Origin of the sequence: Janthinobacterium glycogeni (genome assembly GCF_051380725.1) — a bacterium.
Taxonomy (GTDB): domain Bacteria; phylum Pseudomonadota; class Gammaproteobacteria; order Burkholderiales; family Burkholderiaceae_D; genus Janthinobacterium.
Genome location: NZ_JBNYXP010000006.1, coordinates 109261 through 126660, shown reverse-complemented (window position 1 = coordinate 126660; position 17400 = coordinate 109261). Strand labels below are relative to the sequence as shown.

The following is a 17400-nucleotide window of genomic DNA, read 5'->3' as shown; positions in this document are numbered from 1 at the left end:
CAGCGCTCAGGACCGGCCCGGGTTCTTGAGCCGCTGCAGCAGCGCGTCCACGCTGTCGCTCACGGGCAAGCCGTGGCGGCGCAGCAGCTGCACGTGCAGCACCAGGTTTTCCAGCACCAGCTTGGCCGCCACGGCCAGCAAGGCCAGGTTGCGGTCTTCCGGGCTGAAACTTTCCATGGCGTCGGCCATCTCGCACAGGTGGTTGGCGATCAGGCCGCGCAATTCCTGCTCGTTGAAGGGCAGGTCGGCAAAATCGATGGGATCGGCCACCTCCACTTCCTGCATCAGCACCGCTAGTTCTTCCGGGGTAATCGTCATGCCTGGCCTCCTTGTGTGCGCGGCCCTATTTTAGGCCATGCGCCATTGTATCGCCGGCAAAGCGGACTAGAATGAGTCCAGGCCGATGACGTCGAAGGCAGCATGGCGCACTTGCATTTTACCCAACAACTGGCGCGTTTCGTCGACGTCCCCACGCTGGACGTGGCCGCGCCACGCCTGCGCGCCGCCCTGGACAGTGCGTTTGTCCAGCAGCCGCGCCTGCGCGGCTACGTGCTCGACGAGCAGGGTGCGCTGCGTCCCAATGTGGTGATCTTCATCGACGGCGCCCGCTGCCGCGAGCGGCGCGTGCTGGACGACGTCTTGCGGCCCGACAGCCAGGTGTATATCTTGCAGGCACTTTCTGGAGGTTAATCATGGGACCAGGCATGGCGCAGCGCGCGTATCTCGGCACCCGCAAGGGGCTGTTCCGCTTCGATGTCGATGCGGCCGGCGCCTGGCAGCTGACGCTGGTGCAGTTTGCCGGCGACCCCGTCTCCATGCTGCTGCACGACGGCCGCGACGGCGCCGTGTACGCGGCCCTGAACCTGGGCCATTTCGGCGCCAAGCTGCACCGACTCGACGCGGGCGCCAGCGCCTGGCAGGAAGTCGCCGTGCCCGCCTATCCCGCGAAGCCGGAAGACAGCAGCGATAGCGTGGACTGGACCTTGCGGCAGATCTGGTCGCTGGCGGCCGGCGGCGCGGACCAGCCCGGCGTGCTGTGGGCGGGCACCTTGCCTGGCGGCCTGTTCCGCTCAAGCGACCGCGGCGACAGCTGGCAGCTGGTGGAATCCCTGTGGAACGCGCCGCAGCGGGCGCAGTGGTTTGGCGGCGGCTACGACGTGCCCGGCATCCACAGCATCTGCGTCGACCCGCGCGACAGCAGCAAAGTGCTGGTGGGCGTGTCCTGCGGCGGCGTCTGGCAAACGGCTGATGGCGGCGCCAGCTGGGCTTTGAGCGCGACGGGCATGCGCGCCGACTACATGCCGCCCGAACTCGATGAAAACGAAGCCGTGCAAGACCCGCACCGCATCGTGCGCAGCGCCGGCACGCCCGACGCGCTGTGGTGCCAGCACCATAACGGCATCTGGCGTTCGGAAGATGCTGGCTGGCACTGGCAGGAAGTGACGACGGCGCCGGTGTCGCATTTCGGCTTTGCCGTGGCCGTGCATCCGCGCGATGGCGACACGGCCTGGTTCGTGCCCGCGCAGGCGGACGTGCTGCGCATTCCTTTGGATGGCGCGCTGGCCGTGACGCGCACGCGCGACGGCGGGAAAACGTTTGAGGTATTGCGCGCGGGCTTGCCGCAGCAGCATTGCTACGACCTCGTCTACCGCCACGGGCTGGCGCTGGCCGACGATGGGCGCAGTTTATTGATGGCGTCGACCACGGGCGGCGCCTGGTATTCCGGCGACGAGGGCGAGCATTGGCAGACCATCTCTGCCCACTTGCCGCCCGTTTATGCCGTCTGTTTTGTCACGCCGTAGTAGCACAGGAAGATATCGACGGCCAGTTCCGTCACTTCGCGCCGGCGTGCCGGGCTCAGTAGCGGTTCACCGAGGGTGATCTGCGGCCAGAAGGCAAACGTCTTCAGTGGCGACATCAAGAGGTGCGCCACTTCCAGCGTCTCGCCCGCCTTGATGCGCCCGTCCTGCTGCGCCGCGCGGATCCAGATATTCAGGCCCGTTTCCTTTTCATTCAGGCGCGTCACCATCGCTTGCGCGCGCTCGGGCGAGTGGATGGTTTCGCCAAAGATCACGCGCGCCAGGTCGATGAAGGCCGGGTCGCACAGCAAGTCCATTTTCTGCTCGACCAGGGCCAGCACCTGCGGGCGCAGCGGCTGGTCGGCCACATAGGGCACGGCAGGCTGGGCCATGCTGCTTTCCCACATGCGCTGCAGGATTTCCGCGAACAGCTCGTCCTTGCTGGGGAAATGGTTGTACACGGTACGCTTGGAAACGGCGGCCGTGGCGGCGATCCTGTCCATGCTGGTCGCATCAAAACCGTGCTCGCGAAACTCGGCGATGGCGGCATCGACGATGGCGACGCGCTTGCGGTCGGTGAGGCGTTGCGGTGAAGCCATGGCGGGAAATCTCCTTTGAAAACAATATTTTACACCTCCTGGTTTACTTTGCCAGAAATAGGAACTACACTGTGTAGTGTAATTTAATCCTTGTATTTCATTGACCGGGCTGCATATGTACCGCATCTTATTCTTGGGAGTTCTGATCATCATGAGTTCTTGCACCTTGCGCGCCGCGCCCGTCGCGCCGACCGAATCACCGCAACGCCTCGAAGGCAAGTTCCGCAATCCCGTGCCAATGCACAAGCTGGGCACGGCGGCAACGCTCAAGCTGATGTGGACATTTCTCTTTGATAAGCCTGACAGCACGGTGCCGGCTGCGGCCGTGCCCGTGCACGCCCTGACCCGGGCGCAGCTGCTGGCCGCGCCCGACAACAGCCTGTTTCGCCTCGGCCATTCGACCCTGTTGCTGAAGCTCAATGGTGAATTCTTCCTCACCGACCCCGTGTTTTCCGAGCGCGCCTCGCCGGTGCAGTGGGCAGGGCCGAAGCGTTTCCACCAGCCGCCCATCAGCATCGCCGACTTGCCGCCGATCAAGGCCGTTATTCTGTCGCATAACCATTACGACCACCTTGACTATGCGGCCGTGCTGCAACTGGCCGCCAAGACCGAACACTTTGTCGCGCCGCTGGGCGTGGGCGACACCTTGGTCGAATGGGGCGTGCCGGCGGCCAAGGTGCGGCAATTCGACTGGTGGCAAGGCACGACCATTGCTGGCGTGAAATTGGTGGCGACGCCGTCGCAGCATTTCTCGGGACGCGGCTTGTTTGACAGCAATCAAACCCTGTGGGCCTCGTGGGTCATCGACGCACCGGACGTGCGCGTGTTTTTCAGCGGCGACTCCGGCTATTTCGACGGTTTCAGGCAGATCGGCGACAAGTACGGCCCGTTCGACGTGACCATGATCGAGACGGGCGCCTACGACAAGCTGTGGCCGGACGTGCACATGCAGCCGGAGGAAACCCTGCAAGCGCACCTGGACTTGCGCGGCAAGTGGCTCATGCCCGTGCATAACGGCACGTTCGACCTGGGTCTCCACGCGTGGCACGAACCGTTCGATCGCATCACGGGACTGGCGGCGAAGCAGGGCGTGCACCTGGCCACGCCGCAGATGGGCGAGGCGGTCGACCTGGCGCAGCCGAAGAAGGGGGAGAAGTGGTGGCTGGCGATGCTGGAAGAAGAAATGAGCCAGTAAATTTACGCCGTCACGTCGATCAAACGTCCCAGGGTCTGGCCATAGCCATTCAGCTGGGGCGTGCTTTTTGGTGCGGCGGGGGCCGCTTGTGGCGGCACGGCCACCTTGATCGCCTGGTCCAGCTGCGGCGCCTTGATGGCGGGCTGGGCATCGGCCTGCGCCTGCTGGCTGCTGCGCTGCGTCTGGCTCAACGATTCCTGTTCCCGCGCCAGCAACTGGCGGCTTTGCGCCAGCTGTTCGCTGTCGCGCTGCACCTGGTTCTGGCCTTGTTCGACCCGGCGTTGCGCCGTGGCCAGCGAGGCTTGCAAGTTGTTGACGGAGCTTAGCGTGACCACATTGTTCACCTTTGAGAGTATGTCCAGGCGTGCAGGCAAGGGGACCACCCGGGCCGATGTGCTGCGCCAGTCGCAACATGCCAAGCAGTAACCTTTACCTGAATCAAGAGTAGGACAAATTCTCGCACAGTTCCAGTAAATTATGTTTTCTTGATAATGCTATTGTGTGCGCCCTGTGTTGCGGAAGCGGCATGCCGAAAGGAAGGGAAGTGAGCACATGCTATCGATTCTGTTCATTGTTTCTGTGCCATCGGCGATGCTGCTGTGCGGAGAGGGAGAAAGTCGTTACAGTTAAAATGTTATTTTTTAGATAGTCAATATATTGTTGTTTTTATACCATATTTGTGCACGCGAATGCACAGCCTGTTTGGCGCTCTGGGCTATAATGGACGGTCAGAGTTGGTTTCTTTTGCCATACAGACAGGTAGTTAACATGAATCTCAAGAGCCTCGCAATTGCCCTCGGCATGTCGAAAACGACAGTCAGCAGGGCGTTGAACGGCTATCCGGAAGTCAATTCCCGCACCCGTGAAATCGTCCTCGCCGCCGCCAAGAAAGTCGGCTACCGGCCCAACCCCCTTGCGCGCAGCCTGGCGGTCGGCCGCACGAATGTGCTCGGCATGATCTATCCCCTGCTGCCCAGCGATCTGGGCGACAGCGTTTTTCTTTCCGTGGTCAATGGCATGTCCGACGCCGTCGAAGCGTCGAAGATGAGTCTGATCATCGCCCCCGTGTCGCCGCAGAATGAGCAGCCGTCCTATGAAACCATGGTGCGCGGGCGCCAGGTCGATGGCCTGGTGGTGGGCCGCACCAAGGTGGTTGACGAGCGTATCGCCTACCTGACGAAGGTGGGTTTTCCCTTTGTCGCGAATGGCCGCACGCGCATCGACGCGCCGTACGCGTATTTTGACTACGACAACGACACGGGCATCGACCTGGCCGTGTCTTTCCTGGTGGCCCATGGCCACCAGCGCATCGCCTTGCTGAGTGCGCCGCTCGATCTGCACTTCGCTTTCGAGCGCAAGGAAAGCTTTATCCGCTGCATGGCGCAGGCGGGCTTGCAAGCCGACCCGCGCTATCTGCTCGACAATACTTTTGATCGCCGCAGCGGCTACCAGGCCATGCAGCAATTGCTGGCTTGCTCGCCGCGCCCGACGGCCGTCATCGTCGACAACCACCTGTCCGGCGTGGGCGTGGTGCGCGCGCTGATGGATGCGGGTATCGAGATTGGCAAAGAGATTTCCGTCATCGTCTGGGGCAATGTGGAAGATACCTTGATCGGCATCAACGTCACCACCATTGACCAGCCCGACCTGCGCCGCGCCGGCGCCAAGATGGTGGAAATGCTGCAATCCTTGCTGGCCGGCACACCGCCGGAACGGCTGCAGGAAATCTGGCAACCGGTGCTGTTGCCGGGGGCGACGGTGGGGCGCTGTCCAGGATAAAAAAACGCAGAGCCTCGGCTCTGCGTTGTCATTTCAAGCCCAGCTGGCCAGCTTACGCCGCGTGCTTGCTTCCATCCGCCAGCACCGCCAGCAATCTCGCCTTATCCTTGCGGTACGTGGTGACGGCCGCTTCCTTGACGTGGCCGAAGCCGCGGATTTTCTCGGGTAGCGATGCCAGTTCCACGCAGGTGGCCAGGTTGTCCGCCGTCAGGTTGACCAGCATGCTCGCCAGCAATTCGCGGTATTCGACGATCAGCGCCCGTTCCATCTTGCGCTCTGCCGTATAACCGAAGACGTCGAAGGTGCCGCCGCGCAGCCCCTTGGCTTTCGCCAGCAGCTTGAAGGCGCGCCACATCCAGGAGCCGAACTCCGCTTTCACCAGGTGGCCTTTCGCATCTTTTTTCGCGAACAGCGGTGGCGCCAGGTTGAATTTCACGGAGAAGTTGCCCTCGAACTGCTGCTGCAATTGCTCCACGAAACGGCCGTCCGTGTACAGGCGCGCCACTTCATACTCGTCCTTGTAGGCCAGCAATTTGAAGTAGCTCTTGGCGACAGCCGTCGACAGTTTCTGGCCCAGTCCCAGGGTGTTTTCGCGGTCGCGCACCTGTTTGACCAGGGTCAAGTAACCATCCGCATATGCGGCATTTTGATATGCAGTGAGGAACTCCACACGCTTCTTGATGACGCTGTCGAGGCTTTGCGGCAGCTGCACGATGATCGCTTGCGACGGCGTGGCGATCTGCGTGACGCGGCGCACGTCGACGGCGGCGCGGCGGCCCCACAGGAAACTCTTCTTGTTCGACTCGATGCCCACGCCGTTCAGTTCGATGGCGCGCAGCAAGGCCGCTTCCGTCAAGGGAATGCGGCCCTTTTGCCAGGCGTAGCCGAGCATGAACAGGTTGGCGGCGATCGAGTCGCCCATCAGTGCGGTGGCTAATTTTGTGGCGTCGATGAAGTCGGCCGCGTCCGCGCCACCCACGGATTCTTCGATCAGCTGGCGCACTTCCGCCGTCGGATACTGCCAGTCGGCATTCTGCGCAAACGTGCCCGGCGGCTGTTCGTGCAGGTTGACGACGGCCAGGCTGCGGCCCGGGCGCATTTTCGACACGGCATCCTGCGCGCCGGCCGTCAGCATGTCGCAGCCCAGAATCAGGTCCGCTTCGCCCGTGGCGATGCGCTGGGCGCGGATGTGCGCGGGGGACTTGGCGATCTTCACGTGCGAAGTGACGGAACCGTTCTTTTGCGACATGCCCGTCATGTCCAGCACGGACGCGCCCTTGCCTTCCAGGTGGGCCGCCATGCCCATCAGGGCGCCCACGGTGATGACGCCCGTGCCGCCGATGCCGTTGATGAGGATATTGTACGGTGCGTCGCAGCCGGGCAGGACCGGTTCCGGCAGAGGGCCGAAGTTGTCCGTCTCGCCCGCCTTGCCCGCGCCCGTCTTGGTTTTCTTCAGGTTGCCGCCTTCGACGGTGACGAAGCTGGGGCAGAAACCCTTGGCGCACGAGTAATCCTTGTTGCACGAGGATTGGTCGATGGTGCGCTTGCGGCCAAATTCCGTCTCTTTCGGCAAGATCGACACGCAGTTCGACTGCACGCCGCAGTCGCCGCAGCCTTCGCAGACGGCGTCGTTGATGACCATGCGTTTGGCCACCTCCGGATATTCGCCCTTTTTCCTGCGCCGGCGTTTCTCCGCGGCACAGGTCTGGTCGTAGATCAGCACGGACACGCCTGGCACCTCGCGCAATTCGCGCTGCACGGCGTCCATGTCCTTGCGGTCGTGCAAGGTCAGGTGGGCGGGCAGGTTGCTGCGGTCGCTGTAGCGTGATAAATCTTCCGTGACCAGCGCGATGCGGGCGATGCCTTCGGCCGCCACCTGCTGCGCCATCATCGGCACGGTGATCAGGCCGTCCACGGGCTGGCCGCCCGTCATGGCGACGGCGTCGTTGTACAGTATCTTGTAGGTGATATTCACTTTGGCCGCCTGCGCGGCGCGGATGGCCAGGTAGCCGGAATGGAAGTAGGTGCCGTCACCCAGGTTCTGGAACACGTGCGGCAATTCGGAGAATGCGGCTTGGCCGATCCACGGCGCGCCTTCGCCGCCCATGTGCGTGGTCAGCTTGTTCATTTCCGGGTAGATCGAGGTGGCCATCACGTGGCAACCGATGCCGGCCAGGGCCAGGCTGCCGTCGGGCACCTTGGTCGAGGTATTGTGCGGGCAGCCCGAGCAGTAGAAGGCGGGGCGGAACGGCGTGTTCACGGCCTTTTTCAGGACCGCATCCTTGGCGTCGAGGAAGCTCAGTCTCGCCTTGATCAGGTCGCAGGTGACGGGGTCGGAAATCAGGCGCGCGATGCGGCTGGCGATGACTCTAGCCACTTGCGAGACGGAAAAATCCGCCTTCGAGGTCAGCAGCCATTCGCCGCGCGGCGCCACCCATTCGCCCTTTTCATCGAACTTGCCGATCACGCGCGGACGCACGTCGTCGCGCCAGTTGTACAGCTGTTCCTTGAGCTGGTATTCGACGATTTGCCGCTTCTCTTCGACCACGAGAATTTCATCGAGGCCTTGCGCGAATTCGCGCACGCTGTCCGGTTCCAGCGGCCACGGCATGGCCACCTTGAACAGGCGCATGCCGACCTCGGCCGCCATCTGCTCGTCGATGCCCAGCTCTTCCAGCGCTTCGAGCACATCCAGGTAGGATTTGCCGGAAGCGATGATGCCCAGCTTGGCGTTCGGGCTGTCGATCGTGGTGTGGTTGAGCTTGTTTTCGCGCGCGTAGGCCAGTGCCGCATAGATCTTGTAGTCCTGCATCAGCGCTTCCTGGTTGCGCGCCTGCTGGCCCAGCGGGATGCTCGACAGGCGCGCGTTCAGGCCGCCTTCGGGCATGACGAAGTCCTGCGGAATCTTGACTTCCACGCGGAAAGGATCGGCGTCGATGGAGGCCGACGATTCGACCGTGTCGGCCAGGGCCTTGAAAGCCACCGTGCAGCCGGAAAAGCGCGACATGGCCCAGCCGTGGATGCCCAGGTCCAGGTATTCCTGCACATTGCATGGATACAGGACGGGGATCATCGAGGCGGAGAACAAATGGTCGGACTGGTGCGGCAGGGTCGACGAATACGCGCCATGGTCGTCGCCGGCCACCAGCAGCACGCCGCCCAGTTTGGAGGTGCCCGCATGATTCATGTGCTTGAAGACATCGCCGCAGCGGTCCACGCCCGGGCCCTTGCCGTACCACATGGCGAACACGCCGTCGTACTTGGCCGGGCCGATCAGGTCGACCTGCTGCGACCCCCAGACGGCCGTGGCGGCCAGGTCTTCGTTGACGCCGGGCACGAACTGCACGTGGTGCGCTTCCAGCTGTTTCTTGGCTTTCCACAGGTTTTCGTCGAGGCCGCCCAGGGGCGAACCGCGGTAGCCGGAAATGAAACCGGCCGTGTTGAGGCCCGCAGCCTGGTCGCGCAGGCGCTGCATCATGGGCAGGCGCACGAGGGCCTGGATGCCGGACAGGAAGATGGCGCCGGAAGTGGCCGTGTATTTGTCGTCGAGGCTGACGGTGGTCAAACGGGAAGTGTCGGGGGGCGTAGATGGCGCGGCACCGGCGTTTCTAGCGAACGCTGCGGAGCCGTTTTCCGTGGTCACGGACATGGCTGTCTCCAAAAGGGTGTTTCAGATAACGGCTGAACAAGGGACGCGCCCGGTAAGGCGCGCGCTGTGCAGACGGGACGGCCGCGTGTGGGCGGCACATAACTATTTTAAATTTAAAATAGTTAATGTGGTCAGTGTAGAACGAGTCAGGAGAGGGGGCAAATACGCTTTGCCGATGGGGGTATAAGAAAAAATGATGGCCCGCCTTGCGCCGCAAGACAGGCCGTGTCTGCCGTGCACGCTTAGGGCTGTGTCCATTGCAGCTTGCGCGCGCGCAAGGGATAGGCGACGGGCGTCAACTCGGGCAGCAGGGCATTGAGCGAGTCTTGCGTCAGTTCCAGGGCTTTTTGTGGACTGAGTTCATTGATACTGATGGTGCTGAAGATACCGTTATCAAAGCTCAGGTAGACGGGAGCCCCATTTTCCTTGATATCGAAGGTCTTGCGGTCTTTGTAGAAGGCGATTTCGTACGTGCCCGGCGGCAGTTCCAGCGCCACATGGGTCTTGGAGTCATTATAGTAAGAGGTTTTTTTCGCGCGGCCCTGCAGATGGCTGGACTGGATATCATAGAATTTCCTGCCACTGTCGAATTTCTCGCTATCCACTGTTTCTTGCGGCATGCGGTTAAAGAAGATCAGATTGGCTTTTTTGTTGAGTGCCGTGCCCGCCTGTCCTGGCACATTCGATGGCTCGAGGGCGGTCGTACGGCGCATGCCTTGTTCCTCGGCTTGTTGCACGGTTTTGCGCTCAATGATCGCGTTCAGCGTAATGGCAACGTGTAGTGGCCCTATACGATTTGCCTCTTTGACATCGTAGCTGAGTCCCTTCATCGCGGCGCGTGTCGTTTCGATGGAATGCCAGATCGGTTTGGCTGCAACCCGGTCGTATACCACCGTTTCAATGAGCATGACGAGGCTGGAGTAGCAGCCAAAGCTATTGCATTTTCCTAGCGTGGTATCGGCATATTTCCAGTCCACCAGAGCCACGTAGCGCCGTCCCGTCGTGCTGGCAGGCAGTCCCTGCACGGTATCGAGGATGGATGGCTGTTTGAACACGGGCGGCATGGGGACGAAGGCGAATTCTTCTTTCGGATCCTTGGCAGCGTCGATATAGGCACGGCAAGCCCAGCTTTTGAACAGGGAGGTGTTGTCCGACGAGACGATGGTGCCCCAGGTACTTTCATGGGTCTTGGGCGTGCAACTTTCCGGCGCAATAAATACCACCACCTCGACCTCTTTTCTTTCGATGGGCTGCGCAACATCGCTGAGCAGCACTTCGCGCAAGGGAAATTCGGATTGAGGGCGGGCGGCTTGGGCGCCCTGCATCAGTAGCAGCAGGGCGGCGCCTGCCGCCAGGCGGCGCAAGGAGGTAGAAAACAAGGACATGGTGATGATGGTGAAATGAATAAGACCATCATTTTATTTCTTTTGGGAAATTATTGTTGGAAAAATAATGGCTGCTACAGCACCTTCGCCCCCACCCAGCGCCCGCTGCCGCACAGCTCGGCGGCCACTTGCAGCACGAGGTTTTTCACGGCGTTGCCTGCATTGGTGAGGGGAATGTTTTTCGAGGCGCACAGGGCCACCGTGCGCGACAGGACGGGGCTGTGGATGGCAAAGCTGCGCATGGCGCCGCTGTCGAGTTCGGCCAGCAGGGGCGCGGCGGGCAGGATGGTGGCGCCCATGCCGGCCAAGATGGCCGATTTCAGGATGGCGATCGAGTTGATCTCGATCACGTTCGCCGTCTCGAGGCCCAGTTCGCGGGCGCGGCTGTCGATGCGCGGGCGCACGCCATGCTGCAGGCCCGGCAGGATCAGGGTGGCGCTCAATGCCTGCGGGAACGACAGCGCGGTGCCCGGGGGCGCGAAGGGCGAATCGCTGCGGCAGATGAAACGCATCTCTTCCTCCACCAGCGGGCAGCAGGAAAACGGCGTCAGCTGGCCATCGTCGAACAGCACGGCCAGGTTGATGCGGCCCGATTTGAGCTGTTCATTGAGGTTGCCCGTGATTTCTTCCGTCAGCTGCAGGGTGATCTCGGGATAGCGTTCGCGCGCGGCCAGCAGCAGGGGCAGGGCCAGCGCGCCGGAGATACTGTGCGGCAAGCCCAGGGTGACATTGCCGGACGGCCGCGTGGCGCTTTGCGTGACGGCCGAGCGGGCGTCGGCCACCTGTTTCAGGATCGCTTGCGCATGTTCGTAAAACACCTTGCCCGCATCCGTGCTGAGCACGCCCTGGGCCGAGCGGTGCAGCAGCTGCACACCCAGTTCCTCTTCCAGCTGGCGCAGCTGCTGCGTCAGCGCCGGCTGCGCCACGTGCAGGATCAGGGCCGCGCGCGACAGCGAGCCGTGGTCGACGATGGCGACAAAGTAGCGTAATTGGCGCAGTTCCATGGGTCCCAGTAGCGGTGCGTTGAGCGGAAAAAACCGGATGTTGCGCCGCAGCGCCGAACGCGGCCAGCAGAATAACAATTTTGTTATACTCATTCTAGCGCCTTCGGTGCTCCAGCCGCGTATTTGTGGGATGACCGCATGCTCAAGAAAGTTGATTCGTCTCAATTAAAAGTGGGCATGTACATTCATGACCTCAGCTGCGACTGGATGACGCATCCGTTCGTGCGCAACCGTTTTCTGTTGCGCAGCGATGATGAAATCCGCAAGATCGTGCAGGCCGGCATCCACGACGTGGTGATCGACAGCGGCAAGGGCCTCGACGTGCAGGAGGCGCCCACTGTGGCGCAGGCGCGTGCCGAGACCGAGCGCGAACTGGTGCAGATCGCCGCAGCGCCGCAGGTGGTCACGCGCGTGTCGCTGGGCATGGAACTGGCGCGCGCCGCGCAGGTGCGGCGCCAGGCCGCGAGCCTGGTGCGCACGGTGATGGCCGACGTGCGCCTGGGCAAGGCGGTCGAGCTCGACCGCGTGCAGCACACGGTGCAAGATATTACCGAATCGATCCTGCGCAATCCCGGCGCCCTCGTCGGCTTGTTGCGCATCAAGACCAAGGATGATTACACCTTCCTGCATTCCGTCAGCGTGTGCGCGCTGCTGGTGGCGTTTTGCCGCTCGCGTGGCATCGATGCGGCCACCACGCACCAGGCCGGCCTCGGTGGCTTGCTGCACGACACGGGCAAGGCGCTGGTGCCCGACAGCGTGCTGAACAAGCCGGGGCCCCTCACATCCGAGGAATTTGCCCTGATCAAGCGCCATCCGCGCGACGGCTACGAGATCCTGCTGCAGTCGCCCGAGCTGGGCGCCATTCCGCTTGACATCGCCTTGCACCACCACGAGCGGCGCGACGGCAGCGGCTATCCGGACCAGCTGGCCGGCGACGCCATCAGCGAGCTGGCGCAGATGGCCGCCATTGTCGACGTGTACGACGCGCTGACGTCGGACCGCAGCTATCACAAGGGTATTCCCGCCGCCGAAGCCCTGCGCAAGATTTATGAGTGGAGCAAATTCCATTTCAACCCCGTGTTCGCGCAGGATTTCATGCGCTGCGTGGGCATCTATCCGGTGGGCACCATGGTGATGCTGGAATCGGGCCGCCTGGCCGTCGTCGTCGAGGCGCACGAAAGCAATCTGCTGGCGCCGAAAGTGAATGTGTTTTTCAGTACGAAGAGCAAGACCTACATCAAGCCGGAAACGGTGGACTTGTCGCGCGGCTTCGGTTTTGGCGGCGCCGACAAGATCGTCGGCCATGAGTCGGCGGCCAAGTGGCAGGTCGATCCCATGCGCTTTTTATCGCTGGCGGATGCCTAGAAGAACTCTGCCGTATCGTTCGAGGCGATGGTCGTTAACAGGCCTTTCGCTACCAGCTCATCGTAATGGCAAGCCAGGTTGCGGCCATGGCTCTTGGCGTAATACAAGGCCTGGTCGGCGCGGCCGAGGATGATGACGGGCGCCTCGTAGGCGTTGATGCTGACGAAGCCGACGCTGACGGTCACTCTGCCCACTTGCGGGAAGTCGTGCGCCTCGACGTTGGTGCGGAAGCGGTCGATGATTTTCTGCGCATTTTCCAGGGTGATCGAGCGCAGCAGCACGACGAATTCCTCGCCGCCGAAGCGGAAGATGCGGTCTTGCGAGCGGAACGACGATTGCAGCTGGTTGGCGATCAGGATCAGCACTTCATCGCCATACAGGTGGCCAAACTTATCGTTGACCAGTTTGAAATGATCGACGTCGATCACGGCCAGCCATTGCCGTTCCGTGTCCGTATGGTGGCGCCGCTCTTCATCGGCGGGACGCGGCTTGTCCGCCTCCGGTTCGCCGCGGCTGTGCAGGATCTTCGCCAGCTGGTCGTCGAAGGTCTTGCGGTTCAACAGGCCGGTGAGCGAATCGCGTTCGCTGTAGTCGAGCAGGTTCTGGAAATTGCGGTACACGCTGACGATGCCGCCGATCACCTGGATGGTGGCGCCCGTGTACGGCGTGGGGTTGGTGATTTCCAGGCAGGTGGTGACCTGATCGCCGATCCAGATGGGCAGCCACAGCAGGTGGCGGCCGTCGGCGCACAGGGTATCGGCGCTCGCTTCATGGCGCTTGATGCAGGCGGCCAGCGCCGGGTAGTCGGACAGCGGTTCGCCCGGCAGCGACGGATCGGGATTGTCTTCCATGCGGGCCACGCTGCCCGCCACGATGATGGCCCGCGACCGCACGAACACCTGGCCACGCACGGTGGTCAGGGCCAGCACACGGGTCTGCGACGCGGCAGCGAGTTCCTGGACCGCCGAGATCACGGAGATGTCGAGCATCGTGTGGTCGCGGTGCCCGGTCATGTCCACCATGTGTTTCAGTAGGGAATCCATTGTCGTTCTCTGGAAAGTAGTCACACAAGTGTCGTCATAGCAGCATTGCATCAAGCAAGAGCATGTTCGCGTCCGTCTACAAGAAGCCAAGATTTATTTGGTGGCATGACGCTCTGTACCGCCGGGCGAGAGGCCTTTCCAAAGAAGAGCTAAGCAGGATAATGTCTTTTTGCCTAATAGGCAATTAACGTATGCAATATTTCATGTAAATACATGAGATTCATGCACGTCATTGCAAAAAACTTGCCCTGACGAAGGCTTTCAATCCTGATCACAACATTTGCGTGCATCAGCCGCCATGTCAACAGGGTTTGATAATTTCCATATGGAAACTTGTGGCGCGTCAATTTGCCAAAACGTGGACGCTTTATAGTCAATGCAATGGCGCAGAAATTTACGGCAGGAAACATATTAGCAGGAAAGGGCAATGTTTCACACCCGATTGCGCCAGGGACTTGTGATTCACTTTTGGGAGCTTGTCATGCATACCTTCCTGTCGGCAGTACAGCAGTTTGTCAAGGATGAGGATGGCATTACGGCAATCGAATACGGCCTGATTGCGGCCTTGATGGCCACCGCCATCACGGCCGGATTCTTGCTGATCAAGACCAACTTGCTGGCCGTCCTCACCGACATTTCGTCGAACCTGGTGTTGACGCCCTAAGCGGGTGCCCGCCGCTGGCCGGCCGGCGGCGGGTTTTTTTTCGGAGGGATGCCATGCCTGCAACTGCCTTGTGCGACCTGCTGTTGCTGTGCTTCGTGACGGGGGCCGCCGTCAGCGATTTGATCCGCCGCAAGATACCGAATGGTGTCGTGTTGTCCGGCATCCTCGCCGCCCTGGCCTTGCACCTGTGGTTGTGGCCGCAAAACGTGCTGCCGTTGTGGCTGGGCGGCATGGCGACGGGTTTCTTCCTCTTCCTGCCTTTATATGTGCTGCGCGGCATGGCCGCCGGCGACGTCAAGCTGATCGCCATGGTGGGCGCCTTTGCCGGTCCCTGGCCCGTGCTGCAGATCTGTTTCGCCACGTTTGTCCTGGGCGGCGTGATGGCCGTGCTGATGATCACCTGGCAAGGCAAGTGGCGCGCCTGTCTCGGTAATCTGCGCCAGCTGCTGTGGCCGATGATCGCGCGCATGGCCGGCATTCCCCTGGCGCCAAACGCACTGGGCAGCGGTGCCAGCGTGGGCAACATGCCGTACGGACTGGCCATTGCCCTGGGCTGCCTGGTGGTGCAAGGGCAGCATTATTTCTGATTGGCATTCATTGCTCTGAATCAATGGGCGCCAGTGCCCGCTCGCTAGAATGAATTCTGTTCAATGCAGTCTTAACCGGCTAGGAGACGCAGCATGACCGAGGTCGACTATTCCATGAGCACCGACAGCGTTCCGCGCCCTGCCGACGCAAACCTGATGCCGCCCTTGCCGCCGCAGCCGAAGAGCTTGCGCGAAACGGGACTGGAGCGGCCGCTGGTCGTCGAACTGATCGCCAAGCTGATGTTTGTGAGCGGCAAGACGCATCTGTCCGCGCTGACGACGCGCTTGCGTCTGTCGATCAATGTCTTGCGCGAAGTGCTCGATTTCATGGTGACGGAGCAGATGGCCGAAGTGGCCTGGCGCGGTGAATCCGATATCGACGTGCAGTACCAGTTGACGGGCGCCGGCAAGCAGCGCGCCGGCGCTTTCCTTGAGCGCTGCGCGTATATCGGCGCCGCCCCCGTCACCCTGGAAGCGTATCGCGCCATGGTGGCGCGCCAGTCGTGGCTGGCGCAGGAACAGCGCGTCGGCAGCGATGACCTGGCCGCCGTGCTGGGCGGCGCCCATGCGGGGCCGGGCATGCTCGACGTGGTGGGCGCGGCCCTGCATTCGGGGCGCTCGCTGCTGCTGTACGGTCCGCCCGGCAGCGGCAAGTCGACCCTGGCGCTGCAACTGGGACAATTGCTGCACGGGCTGGTCGCCGTGCCGTACGCCATCGTCGTCGGCCAGGACATCATCCAGCTGTACGATCCGGCCCAGCACCTGCCGCCCGCGCCGCAGCACGTCAGCCATGCGCGCCAGGCGCTGGAGCGGCGCAGCACGGACATTCGCTGGGTGCTGTGCCAGCGTCCCGTGATCCACGTAGGCGCCGAGCTCGACGCCGGCATGCTGGAGCTGCGCCATGACGCCAGCGGCGGCTGCTACCAGGCGCCGCCGCATGTGCGCGCCAACAACGGCATGCTGATCATCGACGACCTGGGCCGCCAGCGCCTGGGCGCGCAGGAGCTGCTGACGCGGCTGATGCAGCCGCTGGCGCGCGGCAGCGACCAGCTCGGTCTGCCAGGCGGCGTGCAGATCAGCGTGCCGTTCGACAACGCCCTCGTGCTGGCCACGAACGTGCCGCCGGGCGAACTGTTCGACCCTGCCTTGCTGCGCCGCATCGGCTACAAAGTGCAGGTGGGGCCGCTGAGCGAGAGCGCCTATCGGGCCCTGTTCCGCCAGCAATGCCGGCTGGCCGGCATGGCCATCGACGAGCTGGCCCTGAACCATTTGCTGCAGCTGCATGGCGCGCAGGGACGGCCCTTGCTGGCCAGTTATCCGCAGGAATTGCTGGCGCGCATAGCGGACTTCGCCGGCTTTGCCGGTTGCGACGCGCGCCTGACGGTGGCCGCCCTGGAGCAGGCCTGGAGCAGCCTGTTTGCCAGTTGCGACATGCCGGCCGCCAGCCTGTGCGAGCGTATCGCATGAAAAACCGGCGCGCCCTCCTGATGATGGGCCTGGCTGTGGTGCTGGGTCTGCTGGCCGTGCTGCTGGCCTCGCACTGGCTGCTGCGCCAGACGCCGGCCGGCAAGGGCAAGATCGTCGTCGCCGCCAGCGATGTCAACCTGGGCCAGCGCCTGACGCCCGAGATGCTGCGCCTGGCCGAGTGGCCGGCGGAAAGCTTGCCGCAGGGCGCGCTGCAAGACCCGGCCAAACTGGCGGGACGGGTGCTGAAAACCAGCGTGCTGCGCGGCGAGCCGCTGAGCGAAGCCAAGCTGGCGCCCGCCGGCACCCTGGGCGGCCTGTCGGCCCTCATCACGGAAGGGCGGCGCGCCATCACCGTGCGCGTCAACGACGTGATCGGCGTGGCCGGCTTCGCCTTGCCGGGCAACTATGTCGACATCATCGTCAGTACCCAGCAGGATGCCGGCGACCGCGCGTTTCCGCAAAGCCGCAATATATCCAAGATCGTGCTCGAGCGCATCCTGGTGCTGGCCGTGGCGCAGGAAGTGGGACGCGACGAGACCAAGCCGCGCGTGGTCAATGCGGTGACCCTGGAAGTGACGCCGGAACAGGCGGAAAACCTGGACCTGGCGCGCAGCGTGGGCAGCCTGTCGCTGGTGCTGCGCAACCAGGTCGACCCGCAGCCGGGCGTGACGGCGGGCGCCACCAAGCTGACCCTGCTGGGCGGGCCGCACGAGGCCGAGCCCGCGCCCTTGCCTGCCGCCGTGCCCGTGCCCGCCGTGGCGCCGCGTCCCGTGCGCGTGGCCAAGGCGCCGCCGGAGCCGCAGCGCCAGTGCAGCGGCGTCATCGATGGGACGCGCCAGTCGCGCGAATGTTTTTAGCTGCCTT

At 62.7% G+C, this 17400-nt stretch carries 16 protein-coding genes; 9 read left to right on the top strand and 7 right to left on the bottom strand.

Annotated elements, in window-relative coordinates:
* Nucleotides 1-6: 6 nt before the first annotated feature.
* The gene (locus ACQ4W4_RS15690; RefSeq protein WP_436542783.1) at nucleotides 7-318 is read right to left on the bottom strand and encodes a hypothetical protein; all 312 of its coding nucleotides are present in this window, start codon (nucleotides 316-318) and stop codon (nucleotides 7-9) included.
* A 102-nt stretch (nucleotides 319-420) separates the two neighbouring features.
* Between ACQ4W4_RS15690 and ACQ4W4_RS15685 the strand changes: the two genes are divergently transcribed.
* Both ACQ4W4_RS15685 and ACQ4W4_RS15680 read left to right on the top strand, forming a co-directional pair.
* The gene (locus tag ACQ4W4_RS15685; protein ID WP_436542782.1) at nucleotides 421-690 is read left to right on the top strand and encodes a MoaD/ThiS family protein; all 270 of its coding nucleotides are present in this window, start codon (nucleotides 421-423) and stop codon (nucleotides 688-690) included.
* A 14-nt stretch (nucleotides 691-704) separates the two neighbouring features.
* Nucleotides 705-1802 (top strand): WD40/YVTN/BNR-like repeat-containing protein, encoded by a 1098-nt coding sequence (locus ACQ4W4_RS15680; protein WP_436543007.1) that lies wholly within the window; start codon nucleotides 705-707, stop codon nucleotides 1800-1802.
* Here ACQ4W4_RS15680 and ACQ4W4_RS15675 read toward each other — a convergent pair.
* A complete protein-coding gene (locus ACQ4W4_RS15675) occupies nucleotides 1775-2398 on the bottom strand; it encodes a TetR/AcrR family transcriptional regulator (protein ID WP_436542781.1) in 624 nt (207 codons plus the stop codon). The genes ACQ4W4_RS15680 and ACQ4W4_RS15675 overlap by 28 nt on opposite strands.
* 151 nt (nucleotides 2399-2549) lie before the next feature.
* Between ACQ4W4_RS15675 and ACQ4W4_RS15670 the strand changes: the two genes are divergently transcribed.
* The gene (locus tag ACQ4W4_RS15670; RefSeq protein WP_436542780.1) at nucleotides 2550-3593 is read left to right on the top strand and encodes an MBL fold metallo-hydrolase; all 1044 of its coding nucleotides are present in this window, start codon (nucleotides 2550-2552) and stop codon (nucleotides 3591-3593) included.
* Between the two features lie 2 nt (nucleotides 3594-3595).
* On the opposite strand, the gene ACQ4W4_RS15665 is transcribed toward ACQ4W4_RS15670, so the two are convergent.
* A complete protein-coding gene (locus tag ACQ4W4_RS15665) occupies nucleotides 3596-3928 on the bottom strand; it encodes a hypothetical protein (RefSeq protein WP_436542779.1) in 333 nt (110 codons plus the stop codon).
* Between the two features lie 433 nt (nucleotides 3929-4361).
* On the opposite strand from ACQ4W4_RS15665, the gene ACQ4W4_RS15660 reads away from it, so the two are divergent.
* Complete coding sequence (locus ACQ4W4_RS15660; RefSeq protein WP_436542778.1) at nucleotides 4362-5372, top strand: substrate-binding domain-containing protein; 1011 nt, start codon at nucleotides 4362-4364, stop codon at nucleotides 5370-5372.
* A 52-nt stretch (nucleotides 5373-5424) separates the two neighbouring features.
* On the opposite strand, the gene ACQ4W4_RS15655 is transcribed toward ACQ4W4_RS15660, so the two are convergent.
* From ACQ4W4_RS15655 to ACQ4W4_RS15645, 3 genes are all read right to left on the bottom strand, one after another.
* The gene (locus tag ACQ4W4_RS15655) at nucleotides 5425-9021 is read right to left on the bottom strand and encodes an indolepyruvate ferredoxin oxidoreductase family protein (RefSeq protein ID WP_436542777.1); all 3597 of its coding nucleotides are present in this window, start codon (nucleotides 9019-9021) and stop codon (nucleotides 5425-5427) included.
* Nucleotides 9022-9263: 242 nt separating this feature from the next.
* Nucleotides 9264-10406: a hypothetical protein gene (locus ACQ4W4_RS15650; protein ID WP_436542776.1), complete on the bottom strand. Its 1143-nt coding sequence runs from the start codon at nucleotides 10404-10406 to the stop codon at nucleotides 9264-9266.
* 74 nt (nucleotides 10407-10480) lie between these two features.
* Entirely contained in the window at nucleotides 10481-11410 is a 930-nt protein-coding gene (locus ACQ4W4_RS15645) for a LysR substrate-binding domain-containing protein (RefSeq protein ID WP_436542775.1), read from the bottom strand.
* A gap of 138 nt (nucleotides 11411-11548) precedes the next feature.
* On the opposite strand from ACQ4W4_RS15645, the gene ACQ4W4_RS15640 reads away from it, so the two are divergent.
* Nucleotides 11549-12775: an HD-GYP domain-containing protein gene (locus ACQ4W4_RS15640; protein ID WP_436542774.1), complete on the top strand. Its 1227-nt coding sequence runs from the start codon at nucleotides 11549-11551 to the stop codon at nucleotides 12773-12775.
* Here the strand turns inward: ACQ4W4_RS15640 and ACQ4W4_RS15635 are convergent.
* Nucleotides 12772-13818, bottom strand: coding sequence for a GGDEF domain-containing protein (locus ACQ4W4_RS15635; protein ID WP_436542773.1), 1047 nt, complete (start codon nucleotides 13816-13818; stop codon nucleotides 12772-12774). The genes ACQ4W4_RS15640 and ACQ4W4_RS15635 overlap by 4 nt on opposite strands.
* A gap of 481 nt (nucleotides 13819-14299) precedes the next feature.
* On the opposite strand from ACQ4W4_RS15635, the gene ACQ4W4_RS15630 reads away from it, so the two are divergent.
* From ACQ4W4_RS15630 to cpaB, 4 genes are all read left to right on the top strand, one after another.
* On the top strand, nucleotides 14300-14482 hold the full coding sequence (locus tag ACQ4W4_RS15630) for a Flp family type IVb pilin (RefSeq protein WP_034752975.1): 183 nt from the start codon (nucleotides 14300-14302) through the stop codon (nucleotides 14480-14482).
* A 53-nt stretch (nucleotides 14483-14535) separates the two neighbouring features.
* Entirely contained in the window at nucleotides 14536-15069 is a 534-nt protein-coding gene (locus ACQ4W4_RS15625) for an A24 family peptidase (protein ID WP_436542772.1), read from the top strand.
* A gap of 93 nt (nucleotides 15070-15162) precedes the next feature.
* Nucleotides 15163-16536 (top strand): ATP-binding protein, encoded by a 1374-nt coding sequence (locus ACQ4W4_RS15620; protein ID WP_436542771.1) that lies wholly within the window; start codon nucleotides 15163-15165, stop codon nucleotides 16534-16536.
* Nucleotides 16533-17393: a Flp pilus assembly protein CpaB gene (gene cpaB / locus ACQ4W4_RS15615; RefSeq protein WP_436542770.1), complete on the top strand. Its 861-nt coding sequence runs from the start codon at nucleotides 16533-16535 to the stop codon at nucleotides 17391-17393. Before ACQ4W4_RS15620 ends, cpaB begins: the two co-directional genes overlap by 4 nt.
* Nucleotides 17394-17400 lie beyond the last annotated feature (7 nt).